At 70.6% G+C, this 16,575-nt stretch carries 11 protein-coding genes; 9 read left to right on the top strand and 2 right to left on the bottom strand.

The features are described 5' to 3' along the window. A complete protein-coding gene (locus WAT24_RS13555) occupies nt 1-915 on the bottom strand; it encodes a LysR substrate-binding domain-containing protein (protein ID WP_336808428.1) in 915 nt (304 codons plus the stop codon). An 83-nt stretch (nt 916-998) separates the two neighbouring features. Here WAT24_RS13555 and WAT24_RS13550 point away from each other — a divergent pair, with 83 nt between their 5' ends. After that, a complete protein-coding gene (locus WAT24_RS13550; RefSeq protein WP_336808427.1) occupies nt 999-1,724 on the top strand; it encodes an SDR family oxidoreductase in 726 nt (241 codons plus the stop codon). Between the two features lie 57 nt (nt 1,725-1,781). On the opposite strand, the gene WAT24_RS13545 is transcribed toward WAT24_RS13550, so the two are convergent. Next, entirely contained in the window at nt 1,782-2,438 is a 657-nt protein-coding gene (locus WAT24_RS13545) for a response regulator transcription factor (protein ID WP_336808426.1), read from the bottom strand. A gap of 131 nt (nt 2,439-2,569) precedes the next feature. Between WAT24_RS13545 and WAT24_RS13540 the strand changes: the two genes are divergently transcribed. From WAT24_RS13540 to WAT24_RS13505, 8 genes are all read left to right on the top strand, one after another. Next, on the top strand, nt 2,570-4,396 hold the full coding sequence (locus tag WAT24_RS13540) for a 3-hydroxybutyrate oligomer hydrolase family protein (protein WP_336808425.1): 1,827 nt from the start codon (nt 2,570-2,572) through the stop codon (nt 4,394-4,396). Nucleotides 4,397-4,471: 75 nt separating this feature from the next. Continuing rightward, entirely contained in the window at nt 4,472-5,485 is a 1,014-nt protein-coding gene (locus tag WAT24_RS13535) for a LacI family DNA-binding transcriptional regulator (protein ID WP_336808424.1), read from the top strand. A gap of 206 nt (nt 5,486-5,691) precedes the next feature. After that, complete coding sequence (locus WAT24_RS13530) at nt 5,692-8,220, top strand: TonB-dependent receptor (RefSeq protein WP_336808422.1); 2,529 nt, start codon at nt 5,692-5,694, stop codon at nt 8,218-8,220. Between the two features lie 73 nt (nt 8,221-8,293). Then, nucleotides 8,294-10,528, top strand: coding sequence for a glycosyl hydrolase family 95 catalytic domain-containing protein (locus WAT24_RS13525; protein WP_336808421.1), 2,235 nt, complete (start codon nt 8,294-8,296; stop codon nt 10,526-10,528). Further along, nucleotides 10,525-12,834, top strand: coding sequence for a glycoside hydrolase family 65 protein (locus WAT24_RS13520; protein ID WP_336808420.1), 2,310 nt, complete (start codon nt 10,525-10,527; stop codon nt 12,832-12,834). The genes WAT24_RS13525 and WAT24_RS13520 overlap by 4 nt, the downstream gene beginning before the upstream one ends. Beyond that, nucleotides 12,831-13,907, top strand: a complete 1,077-nt coding sequence (locus WAT24_RS13515) for an alpha/beta hydrolase (protein ID WP_336808419.1) — start codon at nt 12,831-12,833, stop codon at nt 13,905-13,907. Before WAT24_RS13520 ends, WAT24_RS13515 begins: the two co-directional genes overlap by 4 nt. Then, nucleotides 13,904-15,592 (top strand): trehalase family glycosidase, encoded by a 1,689-nt coding sequence (locus WAT24_RS13510; RefSeq protein ID WP_336808418.1) that lies wholly within the window; start codon nt 13,904-13,906, stop codon nt 15,590-15,592. The genes WAT24_RS13515 and WAT24_RS13510 overlap by 4 nt, the downstream gene beginning before the upstream one ends. A 75-nt stretch (nt 15,593-15,667) precedes the next feature. Then, on the top strand, nt 15,668-16,177 hold the full coding sequence (locus tag WAT24_RS13505) for a peptidylprolyl isomerase (protein ID WP_336808417.1): 510 nt from the start codon (nt 15,668-15,670) through the stop codon (nt 16,175-16,177). Nucleotides 16,178-16,575: the final 398 nt, after the last annotated feature.

Below are 16,575 nucleotides of genomic sequence, written 5' to 3'. Positions count from 1 at the left end.
TCAGGCGGCAACGATCGTGTCGAGCAGCCAACGCAGGCCGGCGTCGGCGTCGCCGGAGGCCTTCAACAACGCGCTGACCTGGTGCGAGGGCGTGGGGAACGGCAGCGGGCTGATGGCCAGACCCAGGTCCCGGCGCCACAGCCGCGCGACGTAATCGGGCGTGGTGACCAGCGCGGGCACCTGGCGCACGATGAGCGGGTGCGTGGCGAAATGCGGATTGGCGAAGATCACGCGGCGGCGGTGGCCGCGCGCGGCCAGCGCTTCGTCGATGAAGCCTTCGAGCTCGCCTTTGAACGAGGTGAGCAGGTGTGGGTGGCGCAGGTATTCGCGCAGGCTCAGCTTCGGGCGCCGCGGCTTGATCAGGCGCGGGTTGTACAGGCACACAAAGCGCCACTCGAACAACGCCTGCCGACGCAGCCAGCGTGGGCCATCGTCGAATACGCCCAGCGCCAGTTCGATCTCGTTGCGTTCCAGCATGGCCGCGGCGCGATGGCGGTCCGTGTCCAGGGTGACCAGGCGTACGCCCGGTGCGGTGTGTGCAAGGCGTTGCATCAGCCCGGGGAAAAGGGCCGCACCCACGGCCTCGCTGACGCCGATGCGGAAGACCCGCTCGGATGCCACCGGCTCGAACGGCTGGCCGGCCGCCAGCGCTTCCTGCACGCCCTGCAGCAGGGCCTCGATCCGCCCCGCCAGCGCGAGCGCACGCGGTGTGGGTTCCATGCCGGCGCGGCCGCGCACGAACAGCGGATCGCCGAACGCCTCGCGCAGCCGCTTGAGCGCGCCGCTCACCGCCGGCTGGCCGAGGAACAGCCGCGCTGCGGCGCGGGTGACGTGCCGTTCCTGCATCAGGACATGGAAGACCAGCAGCAGGTTGAGGTCGAGCCGGCGAAGATCACGCTCAATGATGATGGACATGGCGAGAAACGATTTGAGTGATGGAGACCCAGCATGCACGATGCCGCGCATCGCCGCACAGCGGCACATGCAGGAATCGGGTCATGAACGAAGCGGGCAACAGGGTGGTGGTGCTGGGCGGTTCGTCCGGCTTGGGGCTGGCCAGCGTGCGCATGCTGGCCGGGGCCGGACATGCCGTGGTGGCCACGGGCCGCGATCCGGCGAAGCTGGCCCAGGCGCTGGCGCCGTTGCGAGGCGACGTGCGGGGTGTAGCGTTCGACGCGGCGGACCGCGCGCAGCTCGACGCCTTCTTCGCGCGGCTCGGGCCATTCGATCACCTGGTGATCGCGCTGAGCGGCGGTGAGGGTGCCGGCATGTTCCGCGAGCTGGACATCGCCGCGCTGCGACGCGGCTTCGCGGCCAAGTTCTGGCCGCACGTGGAGGCGGCGCAGGCGGCTTTGCCGGCGCTGCGTCCCGGCGGCAGCATCACCTTCGTCACGGCGATTTCCGCGCGCGTCGCCAACCCCGGCACCGCCGGCCTGGCCGCGATCAATGCCGCGATCGAGGCGATGGTGCCGGTGCTGGCGCGCGAGCTGGCCCCGATCCGGGTCAACGCGGTCTCGCCGGGCGTGGTCGATACGCCCTGGTGGGACGGCCTCGATCCGCAGGTGAAGGAAGCGGTGTTCCGCCGGCAGGCAGCGGTGCTGCCGGTCGGCCGGGTGGGGCGGCCGGACGAGGTCGCGCAGGCGATCGCGTTCCTGGTCGGCAACGGCTTCACGACCGGCACCGTGATCGAGTGCGACGGCGGCCTGCACCTGGGGATGCTCTGAACGACCGGCGCCGGCGTCGCGGCCGGTTGGCGCGCCCGGTCCCCGAGGACGACGGCGCTAGAGCGAGCGCGCCGGCTCGCCCAGGTCCAGCGAACGCAGCAGCAACCCGGCCTGCGTGCGGTTGCGCACGCCGAGCTTCTCGAAGATCGCGGTGACGTGCGCCTTGACGGTGCGCTCCTGGATCGCCAGCCGATCGGCGATCTGCTTGTTGAGCAGGCCTTCACCGATCAGCGCGAGCACGCGGTACTGCTGCTCGGTGAGCCGGGCCAGGCGGCCGGCCAGGTCGGCGTCCTGCGGGTCCGGCGTCAGGGCGGCCACCGCCGCGGCGAGTTCCGGGGGCAGCCAGGTGCCGCAGTCGAGCACGCTGCGGATCGCCTCGCTGATCTGCGCCGGACTGGCGCTCTTGGGGATGAAGCCGGCGGCGCCGTGGTCGAGCACGCGGCGCACCGTGCGCGGCTCGTCGTGCGCCGAGATCACCAGCACCGCCACGCCAGGGTGCTGCCCGCGCAGCGCGGCCAGGCCGGAAAGCCCCTGGCTGCCGGGCATGTGCAGGTCGAGCAGCACCAGATCGGTGTCCGCCGCCTCCAGGGTGCCCAGCACGCCGGCGAAATCCGCCGCCTCGCGCACCTGCGCGTCGGGCACGCAGGCGGTCGCAGCCTGGCGCAGGGCGGTGCGGAACAGCGGGTGGTCGTCGGCGATCAGCAGCGAGGGCATGCGGGCAAAAGTAGCGGGCGCGTGTCGTCGCGTCGAGTTCACGTGCGGTGCTCCCGACGGCAGGTCGCGCGAAGGGCAGGGCTGGACCTTCGTACGATGGCGGGCAGGCGCCTGCTTGCTAAGGTGAGGGAATGAACGCCTTCCTCAAGCGCCTGATCCCGTGGCTGGTGCCGGCCCTCGCCGGATGCGCCGGCGCGGCCGTGGAGCCTGCCATGCCTTCCCTCGATTTCGTTCCGGGCGAGGTGCGCGTCACCGAGCACCGTGGCGCCGACGACCTGCTGAGCGCGGGCCTGGGCCTGGCCGGGTTGGCCGGTGCCCCGGTGCCGTTCGCCGATCCCGCCCACCCGACCGCCGACGAGCTGCGTCGCCGCGCGATCCAGTCGAGCTGGAAGGGCATCGCCGACCTCGGTCCGCTGGGCGGCTACGGCCAGGTCTACGGCGGCGTGCCCGCAGTGCCGGGGCGCGAGTACCAGGCATTCGCGTGGATTGCCGGCGCGCACCAGCCGCACCGGGTGCTCCTGCAGGCGCCGGACGGCTTCGATCGCGCCCGGCGCTGTCTGGTGGTCACCGCCTCCTCCGGCTCCCGCGGCATCTACGGCGCGATCGCGCTGGCCGGCGCCTGGGGCCTGCCCAGGGGCTGCGCGGTGGCCTACACCGACAAGGGCGCCGGCAGCGGCTTCTTCGATTACGCCGACGACAGCGGCGTAGCGCTGGACGGCCGCCGCGCGCGACGCGGCGAGGCGCCACTCGAATTCACCCCGCCGCCGTTGCCGCCCGACGCGGGCATCGCAGTCAAGCACATGCACTCGGGCGACGATCCGGAAGCGGACTGGGGCCGGCACGTGCTGCAGGCCGCGCGCTTCGGCCTGGCGATGCTCGATCGCGCCTACCCCGACCAGGCGCCGTTCACGCCGCAGAACACGCGCATCATCGCCACCGGGCTGTCCAACGGCGGCGGCGCTGTGCTGCAGGCGGCCGGGCTCGACGAGGAGGGCCTGCTCGACGGCGTGGTCGCGCTGGAACCGAACGTGCAGCTGGCGGGGCAGGGGCGCCAGCTGTACGACTACGTCACCGAGGCGGCGATCTGGCTGCCCTGCGCCCTGAGTGCGGAACGTTTCGACGCGGTGCCGTTCGCCCGCGCGCCAACGGCCACGCATTGGCCGCAGCGCTGCGCCAGCCTGCACGCGCGCGGCCTGCTCGCGGGCAGCACGCCCCGGGCCCAGGCGGAGGAAGCCTACGCGCGGCTGCGCGCCGCCGGCTGGAGCGACGCCGCGATGCAGGTGGCCGCCACCTCCACCGCGTTCGACCTGTGGCGTGCGGTCGCCGCCGGCTACGCCTCCGCCTATCTGCGTCGCGGCACGCGCGACATGCCCTGCGGCTTTCGCTACGCCGCGACCGGCCAGGACGGCCGGCCCGCGCTGGCGGACGCCGCCGTGCGCGCCGCCTGGTGGTCGGACAGCGCCGGCATCCCCCCAGGCAACGGCGTCGGCCTGTACGGCGGCACCGGCGCCGGCGCCGATCCGACGCTCGCCGGCGAGCTGTGCCTGCGCGCACTGTGGGAGGGCAGCGACGCCGACGCCCGCGCCCTGCACGCCGGCATCGACGCCACCGCCGCGCGCCTGCCGCGTGCCGACCTGCCGCTGTGGGTGGTGCACGGCGCTGACGACGGCCTGTTGCCGACCGCCTTCACCTCCGAACCCTATATCGCCTGGCTGCGCGCCGCGGGGCGCCGCCCGCTGTACTGGAAGGTGCCGCACGCGCAGCACTTCGACGCCTTCCTGCCGCTGCCGGGCTTCGGCGAACGCCACCTGCCGCTGCTGCCCTACGGTTACGCCGCGCTGGACCGGCTGTGGGACCATCTCTACTGCGACGCGCCGTGGCCCGCCGCGGTGGCCGCGCCGGAGGGCCGCCCGCGCGGTGCGCACGCGCTCACCCGCGCCGCGCTCGGCCTGCCCTGAGCATCCGCGACCGCTTGTGCGTGGACGGCGCAGCACGCATAGTCGGCCGCCCAGCTGTCGACTGCAGGACGCGCCATGCGGGTACGCCTGGAAGATGTGGCTCGTGCCGCGGGGGTCTCGCCCAAGACCGTCTCGCGCGTGCTCAATGACGAGGCCAACGTGCGTGGTCCCACGCGCGAGAAGGTGCTCGCCGCGATGGCGGCGATGGATTATCGCCCGCACCTGCCGGCGCGCAGCCTGGCCAGCAACCGCTCCTTCCTGATCGCGACGCTGTACGACAACCCTTCGTCCAACTACCTGGCGGAGATCCAGGCCGGCGTACTGGAGGCCTGCGACCTGCACCACTACAGCATGATGGTGCGGCCGCTGCAGGTGCAGTCGGACGACTTCGTCGAGCGGGTCGACCGGCTGATCCTGCACCACCACCCCGACGGCATGGTGCTGACGCCGCCGATCACCGACCACGCCGGGCTGCTGCAGCGCCTGCGCGAGCGACGGGTGCCGTATGCCTGCGTCTCGCCGATCGAGCGCGACGGCCGCATCGGCGTGTTCATCGACGAGCCCGAGGCGGCGCGGCGCATCGTGGCGCACTTGGTCGCGCTCGGCCACCGGCGGATCGCGCACGTGATCGGCCACCCGGCCCACGGCGCCAGCCAGTGGCGGTTGAGCGGCTACCGCCGGGCGCTCGACGACGCGGGCCTGCCGCGCGATCCCGGGCTGGAGGTGGAGGGCGACTTCTCCTTCGGCGCGGGGGTGGCCGCGGCACGGCGACTGTTCTCGCTGCCGCGCGGGCAGGGGCCCACCGCCGTGTTCGCCGCCAACGACGACATGGCGGCGGGCGTGATCTGGGCCGCCGGCGAGCACGGCCTGGCGGTGCCGCGCGACGTCTCGGTCTGCGGCTTCGACGACACCCCGATCGCGCGCCAGATCTGGCCCACGCTGACCACCATCCACCAGCCCAGCCGCGAGATGGGGCGCATCGCCGCCCTGCAGCTGCTGGACAGCCTTCGCCGGCGCGGGGCGGGGGCGATGGTGCAGGCGCCCTTCTCGCTGCAATTGCGCGAATCCACCGGCCCGGCGGCGGCCTGAACGGAGGCCGGTCCGGCCGTGCCGCGGGTGATGTTGCACGGCAAATTGACAGCGCTGTCACACCAAGGCAAGTATGTGCCGGCCTGTGGCGACATGCCGCAGGTGCAAGGGTGAAGTAGGGCACACAACAGCGAAACGGCGAAGCTGCCGTCGGCAGCTCACGCCGTCGTACATCCGATACGAACCTGATGCGGGGAGCGAAGCTGATGAACAAGCATGTGCGACTGGCCTTATCCGCGGCGATTGCCGCCTGCCTGATGCCCGGCCTCGCGCTGGCGCAGAACACCGACGACCAGGCGCAGGACACCGCGCCGCAAGCCAACAGCAGGGCGCAGACCAAACCCGGCCCCGCCGGCGTGAAGAACCTCCAGCAGGTGGTGGTCACCGGCAACACCGCCACCGGCGGCCTGCGCAAGATCGACACCAGCTACACGGTGACCACGGCCGACGCGGAGCAGATCCGCATGGCCAACCCCAAGAGCACGGCCGATCTGCTGAAGATCGCGCCCGGCCTTTGGCCCGAGTCCACCGGCGGCCAGACCGGCGCCAACATCGAGATCGCCGGCTTCCCGGGCGGCGGCGACGCGCCGTACTTCAGCACGCAGCTGATGGGTTCGCCCCTGTACGGCATGCCGACCCTCTCGTTCTTCGAAACCACCTCGATCTTCCGTCTGGACGACACCGTCGACCGCACCGAAATCGTGCAGGGTGGCCCCTCGGTGGTGTTCGGCGACGGCCAGATCGGCGCGACCGCCAACTTCATCCTCAAGCAGGGCACCGAAGTGCCGTCCGGCAGCATCGGCGTCACCTACGGCAACGAGAACCTCAAGCGCGTCGACGGCTTCTTCGGCTTCCCGGTCGCGAAGGACTGGTACGGCAGCGTGGGCGGCTTCTACCGCGACTCGCAGGGCGTGCGCGATCCGCAGTTCGCGGCGGACAAGGGCGGCCAGCTCACCGGCACGCTGACCCACGACAGCGACAACGGCACGATGACGCTGTACGCGCGCTACCTCAACGACCGCAACCAGTTCATCACGCCGATCCCGCTGATCCAGACCGGCACGGACGACTTCCACGCCTATCCCGGCTTCGATCCGCTGACCGACACCTACAACAGCAAGTACATCCAGCACGTGTTCCTGCCCGGCTATCCGGGCGGCGGCCGCGACGCCAACCTGGCCAACGGCCGCGGCGCGAAGTTCGGCTTCTTCGGCGGCAACTTCGACTACGACCTGGGCAACGGCTGGAACCTGTCGAACAAGTTCCTGATCGACGGCGGCGACGTCGACACCAACGCGCTGTTCTCCGGCACCAACCCGGGCAGCCTGAACGACATGCTCTACACCGACGAGAGCGCGATCGGCGCGTTCAACCTGGTGCCCGGCACCGCCACCGCCACCTACGTGGGCGGCGGCGCGGTGGACCCGAACCAGAGCGTGATCCACCAGGGCTGGTGGTTCATCCACAAGAACCTCAAGAACATCAACAACGACTTCCGCCTGAGCAAGGAGATCTTCGAGGGCAACACCCTCACCGCCGGCCTGTACCTGGCGCATTACGAGATGGACGACGAGTGGGCGCTGGGCAACCAGATGCTGATGACCAACACGCCCAACGCGCGGCCGATCACGGTCACCTACGTGGGCCCCAACGGCGTCAACTACCTGACCGACAACCAGGGCTTCCTCGACTACGGCGGCTACAACATCACCGAGCACGGCAACGCCAACAACAAGGCGTTCTACCTGTCCGACATCTGGCGCATCGGCAAGTGGCTGATCGACCTGTCCGGCCGCGTGGAGAACCAGAACGCGACCAACGACGTGTGCAACCTCACCAACGTCGACCTGGACGGCAATCCCAACACGCTCTACAACAACAGCGTTCCGGTGTGCAACGGCACCTTCGCGCACACCCGCTACGACAAGACCCACCCGTCGTGGACCCTCGGCGTGAACTACGAGCTCGCCGACAACATGAGCGTGTACTTCCGCGCCAACCGCGGTGCGCACTTCCCGGACTTCGACAACGGCATCCGCGGCAACACCACGGGCAACACCGCGCCGGTGCAGAAGATCCAGAACTTCGAAGGCGGCTTCAAGTACCAGAGCCAGCAGTTCTACGCGGACATCAGCGTCTACCACCGCCAGTTCATCGGTCTGCTGTACCAGCCGACGGACGCAGCCGGCGTGCCGAACGGCCCGCAGAGCACCTACGGCTCCGACTCCAAGGGCGTGAACCTCAACACCGCCTGGAGCCCGATCGAGAACCTGAAGTTCCAGCTGATCGGCAACTACCTGGACGGCCATTACTCGCACAACCGTTCCTGCCTGCCGTACACCAACCCGGTCGCCGGCAACGGCTGCGCGTTCATCAACGGCGTGCAGCTGCAGCGCCAGCCGAAGGTACGCTACATGTTCACGCCCAGCTACCGCATGCCGTTCGGCTGGGGTGACGTGCTCGCCTTCGTGACCTTCACCCACGTGGGTGCGCACACGCAGGACATCTCCGGCCTGCAGCAGCTGGGCAGCTACCACACCTGGGACTTCGGCATCGTGGCCAACGTGCAGCAGCACTGGCAGCTGCGCCTGCAGGGCACCAACGTGACCAACGAGCTGGGCCTGACCGAAAGCAACTCGCGCATCTTCGGTTCGGCCGCCGGCACCAACGGCGTGATCCTGGCCCGCCCGCTGGAGGGCCGCGAGGTCAACTTCCAGGTCAAGTACCTGTTCTGATCGACCCCGGATCGCCTGCGTCCGCCCTCCGTGGCGGGCGCAGGCGCTTTTTTCGATCTTCGACGGAGGCGCGATGAAGCCAGGTCGTCTGCTTGCCTTTCTGCTGCTGGTCGCGGCCGGTCCCCTCCACGCCGCCACCGACCCCAGCTTCCTCTTCACCGCCAAGGCCAGCGACTTCGGCCGCTACTTTCCGAGCTACCTAGCCAACGGCTACTTCTCGACCATGACCTCGCCGCGCGGTACCGAGCCGGCGCCGGCCTACATGGTCGCCTTCATGGACTACAAGCCGGGGGACATCTCGCGTCCTGCGATGATCCCGGGCTGGAGCGAGATCGACTACAACCCGGGCGGCGGCTGGCTCAACCGCACCCGGCTGGACGCGGGCATCTTCCAGGACTACGCGCAGACGCTGGACATGCATGGCGCCACGCTCACCACCCGCTACCGCTTCGCCTACGCCAACAAGGCCAGCGACGTCGAGGTGACCAGCTTCGTCAGCCAGGCCGCGCCGCACCTGGCCGCCACCCGCATCGCGATCACGCCGCAGTTCGACGGCCCCGTGCAACTGAGCTTCCCGCTGCGCCTGTGGTCCGAGCACCAGCCGCGTTTCCCGATCGCCAGCATGGGCGGGGAGGAGATGATCGCCGCGGTGATCGCCAGCGGGCAGAACCTGGACAACAAGCCGGTACCCACGCCCGACCGTGCGCCGGTGTGGTATCCGGGCTACACCCGCGTGCTGTCCAGCGGCGGCGACGCCAAGGCGCTGACGCTGCACCTGCAGGGCAGGGCGCAGCACGGCCTGGCGATGGCCGAGGCGGCTGCGATCGGCTTGCCCGAGGGCCTGCAGCCCGATGCGGTGAGGCTCGAGCAGACCCCGACCAAGCTGTCGCTGGAGATCACCGCCACCCTGCACAAGGGCCGGCGCTACGTGTTCACCAAGTACCTGGCGCTGTCGCGCGAGGGCTGGGGCGACGACCAGGACGTGCTCGCCCTCGCCACCGGCGCGCGCGGCACCGGCTTCGAGCGCCTGCTGGCCGACCACCAGGCGGCCTGGCATGCGCTGTGGCGCTCGGACATCGTGGTGGACGGCGACCCGGCCGTGCAGAAGGCGGTGCACTCGGACCTCTACTACCTGCTGTCCAACAGCACCGTCGGCACCGCCTGGCCGATGGGCGCCTGCGCGCTGACGCCCAACTACGCCGGACATGCGTTCTGGGACAGCGACTCCTGGGTGTTTCCGGCGCTGCTGCTGCTGCATCCGGAACGGGCCAGGCCGATCGTGATGTTCCGCGCCCGCACCACCGGCCCCGCCCGGGCGCGCGCCCGCCAGTACGGCGTGGAAGGCACCATGTATCCGTGGGAGGCCGACCCGCAGACCGGCGTGGACGTCACGCCGCACTTCGCCTACGAGGTCTACCGCGAGGTGCACGTCAACGCCGACATCGCCATCGCGCAGTGGCAGTACTACCTCGCCACCGGCGACCGCGCGTGGCTGAAGACCCATGCCTGGCCGGTGCTGGAGGGCATCGCCACCTTCTGGACCAGCCGGGTCACCTACGACAAGGCGCACGACCGCTACGAGATCCACCACGTCACCTCGCCCGACGAGGCCTACAACGACGTGCCGAACGACTCGTTCACCAACGCCGCGGCGCGCAAGGCGCTGCAGATCGCGGTCAAGGCCGCGGGCCTGGTCGGCGCCAAGGCCGACCCGCGCTGGAGCGAGATCGCCGCCAAGATGTACATCCCCTTCGACGAGGCCGAGCAGCGGCACCTGGACTTCGACAAGTCGGTGCCGCACGACAAGATCACCTGGATGGGTTCCTCGCTGGTCTGGCTGATGTATCCCAACCTGGACCTGCCGATGTCGCACGAGGTGCGCCGCAACGACTTCGACTTCCAGCTGCAGGAGCTCAAGCGCCACGGCGACGATCCGAACGAGATGATGATGGTGATGATGGCCGTGGGCGCCGCCGAGCTCGGCGACGCGAAGGCCGCCGGCGCCTGGGTCGAGCGCAACCTGGTCGGCTTCCTCAAGCCGCCGTTCAACGTGCGCACGGAAACCGTCGCCAACAACGCCGGCTACATCCTCGCCACCTCGGCCGGTTTCGTGCAGAGCCTGGTGTACGGCCTCACCGGCCTGCGCATCGATGACAAGGGCCTGAGCGAGGCGTACGCGCCGGTGCTGCCGCCGGGCTGGAACGCGCTGACCCTGAAGGGCGTGCATTTCCGCGGCGAGCGCTACGACATCACCGTCAGGCGCGGCGCCGACGGCAAGGCACAACTCGAGCGGAAGGCCGTCCCATGAACGGCCTGGGGCGCCGCCGCTGGTGGCGGCTCGCCGCCTGGGCGGCGCTGGGCGCCGCGGCCTGGGCGCAGGCCTGGGCGGCGCCGTCGGCCGTCCCCGCCACCGACCCCTCGTTCCTTCTCACGGCGACCGACCGGGACTTCGCCAGCTACTTCCCCACCCAGCTCGGCAACGGCTACATCGCCACGCTGAGCGCGCCGCGCGGCACCGAGGACAACCTCGGCTACATGGTCGCCTTCATGGACTACGCGCAGGGCGACATCGCGCGCCCGGCCGCGGTGCCCGGCTGGAGCGGGATCGACTACAGCACCGGCCACTCGGCGGCCGGCCACTTCTGGCTCAACCAGGTGGCGCTCGACCCGCGCGTGTTCCAGGACTACCGGCAGGTACTGAACCTGCACGACGGCACCCTCACCACGCGCTACCGCTACGACGACCATGGCCGCGCGACGGGCATCGAGGTCACCGCCTTCGTCAGCCAGGCCTCGCCGCACCTGGCGGCCACCCGGCTGACGATCACGCCGCAGTTCGACGGCGAGGTGGAACTGTCCTTCCCGCTGGTGCTGTGGGCGCCGCACCAGCCGCGCTTCGAGCTGGCCAGGCTCACCGGCGAGCAGATGCAGGAGGCGGTGGCGGCGAACAACCTCGAGCTGAAGGCGATCCCGCCCGCCACGCCGGACCGCGCGCCGCTGTGGTACCACGGCGACACCCGCGTGCTGGACGCCGGCGGCGATGCGCGCGAGCTCACCCTGTGGCTCGACGGCCGCGCCGAACGGGGCCCGGCGATGGCCGAGGCGGTGGCGGTCTCGCTGCCGGCCGGTTTCGATCCCGGCGACGTGCGTGTCTACCGCAGCCCCTGGCGGCTCTCGCTGGAGCTGAAGGCGAGGGTGCGCAAGGGCCACAGCTACACCTTCGGCAAGTTCGTGGCATTGTCGCGCGAGGGCTGGGGCGGCGATGCCAGGGCCGACCTGGCGCTGGCGAAGGCGGCGCGCGGGGACGGCTTCGCGCGCCTGCATGAGGCGCACGTGGCCGCCTGGCATGCGCTGTGGCGCTCCGACATCCGCATCGTCGGCGACCCGCAGATGCAGCGGATCGTCCACTCGGACCTCTACTACCTGCTGTCCAACGTCACCCCGGGCACCGCCTGGCCGAGCGGCGCCTGCGGCCTGACACCCGGGTATGCCGGACACGTGTTCTGGGACAACGACACCTGGCTGTTCCCGGCCTTGCTGCTGCTGCATCCGGAGCGGGCGCGCTCGCTGGTCGATTTCCGCAGCCGCACGCTGCCGGCGGCCGAGGCGCGGGCCCGCGCGCGCGGCCTGCCCGGCGCAATGTACCCGTGGGAGTCGGACCCCGAACACGGCACCGAGCAGACGCCACACTTCGCCTACGTGCTGGGCGAGCGCGAGATCCATGTCAATGCAGACGTCGCCATCGCGCAGTGGCAGTACTGGCTGGCCAGCGGCGACAAGGCATGGCTGCGCACGCGGGGCTGGCCGGTGATCCGCGCCGTGGCCGACTTCTGGGCCAGCCGCGCCACCTGGGTGCCCGAGCGCGGACGCTACGAGATCCTGCACGTCACCTCGGTCGACGAGGACTACAACGACGTGCCCAACGACACCTTCACCAACGTCTCCGCGCGCAAGGCGCTGCAACTGGCGACGCAGGCAGCCGCGGTGCTGGGCGAGCGCGCCGACCCCCGGTGGTCCGAGGTGGCCGGCAAGCTGTACATCCCCTTCGATGCGGGCGCCGGGCACCACCTGGATTTCGACCCCTCGGTGCCGCACGACATCGATTCCTGGGGCGGCAGCTCGCTGCCGCTGCTGGCCTATCCCTCGCTGGACCTGTCGATGGACCCCGGCGTGCGGCGACGCGACTACGACTACGCGATGGCGCCGATCGCCCAGTCGCACCGCGACCCCAACAGCATGGGGCTGGCGCCGATGGCGATCTACGCGGCCACCCTGGGCGACGCGGCAGAGGCCGACGCCTGGTTCCAGCGCAACCGCGACGCCGGGGTGCTGCAGCCGCCGTTCAACGTGCGCACCGAAACCCCGAACAACAACACCGGCGACTTCCTCACCGCCGCCGGTGGCCTACTGCAGACGCTGGTCTACGGCTTCACCGGCCTGCGCCTGCAGCCGCAGGGCCTGGTGCAGGCCTATGCGCCGGTGCTGCCGCCGACGTGGCAATCGTTCACGCTGACCCGCGTCGCCCTGCGCGGCAAGCGCTACGACATCACCGTCAGCCGCGACCGTGACGGCAAGGTCGTGCTCTCGCGCCGGCCGGCGGAGGACGCGCCATGACGCGCGCGGTGCTGGCGCTGCTTGCCGCGGCCCTGCTCGCATCCGCCGCGCAGGCGGAGCAGGCCGCGGGGGTGAGGCCGGATGGCACGGTGACCGCCGCCGGGGTGGCCATTCCCTACTCGTCGTTCGCCTCGCCGCAGGCGCGCGCGTTCTTCCCGAAGATGCTCGCCGCGGGCGCCCAGGCGCCGCCGCTGGAGGCGCCGATCGAACGCAGCCGGGCGTTCTACGACCGTCTCAACAGCGACCGCGCCGCGCGCATGCGCAAGCGCTACCCGGTGACCATTCGCCACGAGACGATCGCCGGCGTGGGTGCCGACGTGGTGCTGCCGGCGCAGGGCGTGAGCGCGGCCAATCGCGGCCGCGTGCTGATCAACCTGCACGGCGGCGCCTTCCTGTGGGGTGCCGGCAGCGGTGGGCTGGTCGAGGCCATCCCGATCGCCAGCCTGGGCCGGATCGAGGTGATCACGCTCGATTACCGGCAAGGCCCCGAGCACCGCTTCCCCGCGGCGAGCGAGGACGTCGAGGCGGTCTACCGCAAGCTGCTCGAGCGCTACGCGCCGGAACGGATCGGCATCTACGGCTGCTCCGCCGGCGGCATCCTCACCGGCGAGGCGGTGGCGCGTTTCATCGCGCACAAGCTGCCGGTCCCCGGTGCGATCGGCACGTTCTGCGGCTCGCTGGTCACCATCGACGGCGACTCGGCCTACGTCGGGCCGCTGCTCAACGGGCAGGGCGTGCCGCAGCATCCGCTCGAGCTGAGGCAACTGCCGTACTTCCACGGGATCGACGTGGACGACCCGATGGTGCAGCCCGGGCGCTCGCCGGCGCTGCTCGCCAGGTTCCCGCCGACGCTGCTGATCACCGGCACGCGCGACATGGCGATGAGCTCGGTCCTGCGCAGCCAGGCGCTGCTGGCCCAGGCCGGCGTCGAGGCCGAGTTGCACGTCTGGGAAGGCATGTGGCACTCGTTCTTCTCCGACCCCGAACCGCCGGAATCGCAGCAGGCCTATCGCACCATCGTGGCGTTCTTCGAGCGCCACCTCGCCCCATCGCAAGAGGAAGCCCATCGATGAAGACCTCCCCGCGGATCGTTTCCCTCCTCGGCGCCGCCGCACTGGTCCTGGCCAGCGCGACGGCGAACGCGGCCACGCCCGACCCGGCCAAGACGCGCACCTACATCCACAAGGCCTGGGGCACGCTGACCCGCTCGCTGGACGACTGCTCGGCGCTGCACGACCCCAAGATGACGGGCCGACCCGTGCTCTACCTGCCGGCCGATCTGTCCAGGCCGGCCGGCATCGACGCCGTGGCCAGGCGCTGCAGGGTCGAGGTGCGCACGCTGCCCTCGCGCATCACGCGGCTGGGCGAGCTGATGCCCTCCACCTTGCCCGCCGAGGGCCTGCTCTACCTGCCCAGGCCCTACGTCGTGCCGGGCGGCCAGTTCAACGAGATGTACGGCTGGGACAGCTACTTCATCCAGTTGGGCCTGCTCGCCGACGGCCACGTGGACCTGGCGCGCGACATGACCGACAACGCGCTGTTCGAGGTCGAGCACTACGGCGGCGTGCTCAACGCCAACCGCACCTACTACCTGACCCGCTCGCAGCCGCCGTTCCTGAGCCGCATGATCGCCGACGTGCTGGCCGCGCCCGGCGCCTTCAAGGACGAAGCCGAGCGTCACGCCTGGCTGGTCCATGCCTATCCGCTGGCGGTGGCCAACTACCGGATCTGGACGCGGCCCGAGCATCGCGCCGGCGACACCGGCCTGGCCCGCTACTTCGACCTCGGCTCCGGGCCGGTGCCGGAGATGCACGGCAGCGCCTACTACCGCGGCGTGATCGACTGGGTGCTGGCCCATCCGGACGAAGACCCGGGCTACCTGGTGAAGGCGTCCGAGCATCCGGACGCCGCCGAGGCCGCGCAGCTCAAGACCACCAGTTGCGACGTGAAGGCGTCCAGCGTCTGCGCGGGCGCCTGGTCGCAAGGCTACCGGCTCAAGGCCGACTACTACCTGGGCGACCGCGCCATGCGCGAGTCCGGCTTCGACACCAACTTCCACTTCGGCCCCTACGGCGGCACCACGCACCACTACGCCGGCGTCGGCCTGAACAGCCTGCTGTACCGCTACGAGCGCGACCTGCACGACCTGGCCCTGCAGCTGGGCAAGGTGGCCGAGGCGCAGCAGTGGGCCGATGCCGCGGCGCGGCGCAAGGCGGCGATGGACAAGTACCTGTGGCGCCCCGAGCGTGGCATGTACATGGACTACGACTTCACCCAGGGCAAGCCATCCAGCCAGCCGTACGTCACCACCTACTGGCCGCTGTGGGCGGGCCTGGCCTCGAAGGACCAGGCCAGGGCGCTGGCCGGCAAGCTGGCAGTGTTCGAGCGCAAGGGCGGCCTGGCGATGGACGATCGCAGCAGCGGCGCGCAGTGGGACGAGCCGTTCGGCTGGGCGCCGACCCACTGGCTGGCGATCTCCGGCCTGGACGAGTACGGCTTCCACGACGATGCGCGCCGCCTGGCGCGCAAGTTCATGGCCACCGTCGAGACCGGCTTCGCCCACGACGGCACCATCCGCGAGAAGTACAACATGGTGCTCGGCAACGCCGACGTCAAAGTCACCGCCGGCTACACCACCAACGTGATCGGCTTCGGCTGGACCAACGCGGTGTACCTCAAGCTGTACCAGTTGCTGCAGGGCGCGCGCGCGCCCCAGCCGGCGACCTCGCGCAGCGTGCAGGCGCCTGCGGGGCACTGAGCCGGCGGTTCACGGGCGGGGCCGCCGGCTGCGTTATCCTTGCCGGCCTTCCGCCCGTCATCCCAAGGATCTCCCATGACCATCCAGGCCACCATCGAAACCAACCGCGGCCCGATCCACCTGCGCTTGCACGAGGACAAGGCGCCGGTGACCGTGGCCAGCTTCGTCAACCTGGCACGCCGCGGCTACTACGACGGGCTGTCGTTCCACCGCGTGATCAACGACTTCATGATCCAGGGCGGCTGCCCGCTGGGTACCGGCACCGGCGGCCCGGGCTACAAGTTCGAGGACGAGTTCCACCCCTCGCTGCGCCACGACAAGCCGGGCGTGCTGTCGATGGCCAACGCCGGTCCGCGTACCAACGGCAGCCAGTTCTTCATCACCCACGGCCCGACGCCGTGGCTGGACGGCAAGCACAGCGTGTTCGGCGAGGTGGTCAGCGGCGACGACCAGAAGGTGGTCAACGCGGTGCGCCAGGGCGACACCATCGAGAAGATCACGCTGGAAGGCGACGTCGACGCGCTGCTGGCGGCCCAGGCCGAGCGCGTGAAGGAGTGGAACAAGGCGCTCGACGCGCGCGGTTGAGCGTCGTGACGGGAGGCTTCGATCGAACCGCCGGCCCGGTCCGGCGGTTTTTTTAGGCGTGCCTTGTCTGTCACGCGTGGCGGTGCGCTTTCCTTCAGGTATTTATTGGCGACGGGGCACCTCTACGCGATCCTGACTCCCTCGTCCCGCCGGGACGGGCGTTGGGTGAGTGGCGGGTGCTCGCACCGTTGAGGCGGTTGGACGGCCGGGCTCGCCCGGCCCCTCTCGCCGCCGCGCCTGGTAGCAGCGGGCTTGCTCGGGATGCTCTTTTCTTTGTGCTCGCTTCTTTGTGCTTCGCTGGAGGCCTGCTTGCGGGGCGCGTCGTTCTTGCGTGGCATTTGCGCGCTCAGGCGAGCCCGGTCGCGGCAAGGCCGCACTAGAGCGACACGCCCCACGAG

Source organism: Fulvimonas yonginensis (genome assembly GCF_037137055.1).
GTDB classification, from domain to species: domain Bacteria; phylum Pseudomonadota; class Gammaproteobacteria; order Xanthomonadales; family Rhodanobacteraceae; genus Frateuria_A; species Frateuria_A yonginensis.
Note: the sequence above shows the minus strand (reverse complement) of the source record. Positions and strands in the feature narration are given on the sequence as shown.

Coding starts and splice junctions, on each gene's coding strand:
- WAT24_RS13555 (WP_336808428.1), bottom strand. CDS start 915: ATGTCCATCATCATTGAGCGTGATCTTCGCCGGCTCGACCTCAACCTG.
- WAT24_RS13550 (WP_336808427.1), top strand. CDS start 999: ATGAACGAAGCGGGCAACAGGGTGGTGGTGCTGGGCGGTTCGTCCGGC.
- WAT24_RS13545 (WP_336808426.1), bottom strand. CDS start 2,438: ATGCCCTCGCTGCTGATCGCCGACGACCACCCGCTGTTCCGCACCGCC.
- WAT24_RS13540 (WP_336808425.1), top strand. CDS start 2,570: ATGAACGCCTTCCTCAAGCGCCTGATCCCGTGGCTGGTGCCGGCCCTC.
- WAT24_RS13535 (WP_336808424.1), top strand. CDS start 4,472: ATGCGGGTACGCCTGGAAGATGTGGCTCGTGCCGCGGGGGTCTCGCCC.
- WAT24_RS13530 (WP_336808422.1), top strand. CDS start 5,692: ATGAACAAGCATGTGCGACTGGCCTTATCCGCGGCGATTGCCGCCTGC.
- WAT24_RS13525 (WP_336808421.1), top strand. CDS start 8,294: ATGAAGCCAGGTCGTCTGCTTGCCTTTCTGCTGCTGGTCGCGGCCGGT.
- WAT24_RS13520 (WP_336808420.1), top strand. CDS start 10,525: ATGAACGGCCTGGGGCGCCGCCGCTGGTGGCGGCTCGCCGCCTGGGCG.
- WAT24_RS13515 (WP_336808419.1), top strand. CDS start 12,831: ATGACGCGCGCGGTGCTGGCGCTGCTTGCCGCGGCCCTGCTCGCATCC.
- WAT24_RS13510 (WP_336808418.1), top strand. CDS start 13,904: ATGAAGACCTCCCCGCGGATCGTTTCCCTCCTCGGCGCCGCCGCACTG.
- WAT24_RS13505 (WP_336808417.1), top strand. CDS start 15,668: ATGACCATCCAGGCCACCATCGAAACCAACCGCGGCCCGATCCACCTG.